Origin of the sequence: Pseudomonas sp. PIC25 (assembly GCF_002286785.1) — a bacterium.
Taxonomy (GTDB): domain Bacteria; phylum Pseudomonadota; class Gammaproteobacteria; order Pseudomonadales; family Pseudomonadaceae; genus Pseudomonas_M.
The window spans coordinates 1-3,135 of record NZ_MUJY01000114.1 but is presented as its reverse complement, the minus strand read 5'-3'; the positions used below and the strand labels follow the sequence as shown (position 1 = coordinate 3,135).

General features: G+C 63.0%; 3 protein-coding genes. 2 read left to right on the top strand and 1 reads right to left on the bottom strand.

The window, feature by feature from the left end:
* Positions 1-313, top strand: a 313-nt coding sequence (locus tag BZL41_RS13680; RefSeq protein WP_174706169.1) for a CesT family type III secretion system chaperone, incomplete at its 5' end; no start/stop codon positions are given.
* A gap of 323 nt (positions 314-636) precedes the next feature.
* Here the strand turns inward: BZL41_RS13680 and BZL41_RS13675 are convergent.
* On the bottom strand, positions 637-2,085 hold the full coding sequence (locus BZL41_RS13675; protein ID WP_095599805.1) for a hypothetical protein: 1,449 nt from the start codon (positions 2,083-2,085) through the stop codon (positions 637-639).
* A gap of 777 nt (positions 2,086-2,862) precedes the next feature.
* Between BZL41_RS13675 and BZL41_RS13670 the strand changes: the two genes are divergently transcribed.
* Positions 2,863-3,135, top strand: a 273-nt coding sequence (locus BZL41_RS13670) for a CesT family type III secretion system chaperone (protein WP_174706168.1), incomplete at its 3' end; no start/stop codon positions are given.

Here is a 3,135-nt window from a genome sequence, read left to right as displayed (position 1 = left end):
CGATCTGAGCCGCGACAACGGCGTACTGACCCTGGCCATGACCCTCAACCTCGACCCGGCCTATACGCGAGGAGCGGCACTGGGGTTCGACCCGGAGCGACGCCAACTGCTGCTGCGCGCCTTCCACTCGCTCGAAGAGGCGCGGGAAGACGAGCTGGACCGTGTGCTGCGCAATTTCGGCGAGCTGGTCCGGCAGCTCAGGGATTATGTCGAGCGCTACCGCCACCAGGCACCGGCCGGCACGCCGGGAGCGGTGCGGGAGGGCGGCTCGTTGAATACCCGGGCGTTGGCTTCCGGCGGGCGGCTGGCATGATCCGTTCCATTCAGATTCGGAGTACCGCCCCCCGCGCACCTTGAGTGGACGCACGGCCGGCTGGACCGTGCATCAGGGGCAATGTCGCTCCCTACCTCGACTCGCAGCGAAGCCGGCGGGCTCGGCCAGCCCTTTACGTCTCCATTCCACGTGCTGCGTCGCCGCCAATGACCGTTGATTGAGCGTGTCACGGATCGGCCCGGGAGCCGAAGTGTGCCTCGAACTTCCGGGCCGTCAAAACTACCGAGGTTGCAGCTCAGGACGGTCATTTGCTGTGCCCATCGCATGGTGCGGCGTCGCCCAGTTCGCCTGAGCGAGGTGAGTTACACGTTGCGTTCGGCGTTGTTCAGCGGTGGCTCTCCTTCGTGCCTGATCTCCTCTTCGCCCTGTCCGCTGGCGGAGGGCTGAGCCGTATCGGTAGTGATTGGCGGCTCTTCCGTCACTATTTCCAGCCTGCTCTGGTCGTGAGGAGCGACGACGGGCTGACTGTCGGTAGCATCCTGCGGTGGTTGCCGTCCTTCCTCCAGTATCTGCAAGGCGATGTCGTCGGCGGGTAGCGGCTGGGAGCCGGATGGACGGCCATGCAGGTAATCGGCGGCCTGCCCGAGCAGCGAGGAGGCTTTCTCCTGCAGGTAAGTGGCCGCTTTATCGGCAGCCGGCCCGGTCATGATCGAGGCCCCGGCCCATGCGGCGAAAATCGGTCCGCCGAGGACGGTATTCACGCCTTGGCTGATCGCTTCGACGGCGGGTTCGCCAAGACCGGCGTCGGTCGCCGTCTTTTTGGCTGCGGCTTGTGCCACGGACACGGCGGCAAAACCGCCACCGAGCATGCCGACGTTCTCCATCAGGGCGCTGGCGGTGAAGACCTTGCGGGTCGCTTCGAGGCTGTCGGTTGCGATGTCCACGGGGAGCTTCGCCAATCGCTTGCCGGCATTGATCAGCGGGTCCTTCAACGGGTTGACCTCTTTCAGCGCCGTGTATCGTGCTTCCCAATCCTGGCGGCCGAGCAGGTATTCCGGGCCGTTGCGGTGATAATGCTCGTCTATGCCCTGCTGTATCAGTGCGGAGGCACCCCCCGCTACCACGCTGCCGGACGCCGAGATCCAGGAGTCGGTGTTCTTGATGTTGGCGTTGTGTTCTTCCTTGGCCGTGCGGTTCGCCGTTTCGGCCGGAGTTTCGTTCTCTTTCTTGGCGGGGACGTTCGTCATCGTCAGGCCGGCCAAGCCGGTGCGCAGGATGTTGCGCAGCGTGAATGTCTGCAGATTCGCGCCCGCCTCGAGGGTGGCGCGCAACTGGTTGGGCTCGCGGGCCTTGGCGGCATCGGCCATCACCGGGTCCAGTTCCTCGGGCTTGGCGGTCAGCCATTGGGTATCGCTGGTAGCCCGTTTCAACATGCCAACCCCGACGGTATTCGCCATGCCTGCTATCGTTCCGGCGGCCAAGCCGACCATGGCCGGTCCGGCAAAGGGGGCTAGTACCGCTGGCACGGTGTCGAGCATGCGCGAGGCCGCACCGAACGGTACGGAATTAAGCGCTCCCACCGCCCCCCGTGCCACACGATCCAACTTCTGCCCCTTGGCCAGAGTGGCTTCGACGCTTTCCGGTGTTTCCCCCATCTCGTTCAGGCGAATCGCCCGTTGGTCGATGAGTTGCCGGAACGCCTCCCGGTTCTGTTCGGTGATGTGCGGCTCGAACAGCTTGTTCAGTTTTTCGCGCAGGGCGACGGCGTTCGGTGAATGCTCGGGGTCGTGAACGCCGACGACGGTATTCACCCACCGGGTCGACTCGGCATGGGTCGCTCCGGTGCTGGATGGGGTATGCGATCGCCTGGATATATTTCCGGCATCGGGATCGTGATCGGAGCGGAAGGACTCTCCCAATAGGGAGGCCATGGACTGATAGCTTGTATCGTTTACGTTCATGTCGAACTCCTGAGCATTCATTCAAATGGCCAGAGCCCAAGCCTTGTCGATTGGAATCCGAGCCCACTGCTGCTTTGGTTCAGTGGAAAAAAATGGGAGCTGGTTCCCATAGCAAGTGACGATGAGGCCGCGTTCAGGCGTGCTCCCACCGTCTGTAATCATCGGCTGGATACGAAGATGGCTTGCTATCGAGCCCGTACCCGGCGTTCGCGAACACTGCATCCCAGGTCGATGCTGAAGCGGTAGCCATGAGGCAGTTCATGCTTCGTCGCGGGAGGCGATGGGTAGCGACGCATCGAACTCTTGTTGACTGCTTGCCACTCAGTCGGGGGTAGGAGGCCGCGACCGACATAGGTGCAGGTGCCGTTTCTCCAGGGTTGACGGACATACCTGCAAGCGAAACCCGCATGAGCGGAGCCGGCCGCTGTCGATGCTGGAACCGGTGCAGTCCGGCTAGAGGTCCCGCAACGTCAGTTCGCCCTTCGCATGAAAAGTTATCGAAAAGCCATGAAGCAGCTGCGCAAGGCTGGCAAAGGCCCCGATTATTGAAGCTGCACCCTGGTGCAGGCATCCCTCGATCGAACGGACGGGGCCGGCAAGTCCGGGCCCGATTTCCAAGGAGAAGCCATGACTTCCATACAGGCGGAAGAAACCCTCAACCGTTGGCTGATACGGTGCGGCGTGACGACCATGAACGGGCGCGTGCTGGACGCGCAGGGCTGTTGCAACGTTGCGCTGGAGGACGGGCAGGAGGTACTGGTGATGCTGCCGGCGAATCAGACCTGCGTGTATTTCTACGGTCTGGTCGGTGAACTCGATCTGAGCCGCGACAACGGCGTACTGACCCTGGCCATGACCCTCAACCTCGACCCGGCCTATACGCGAGGAGCGGCACTGGGG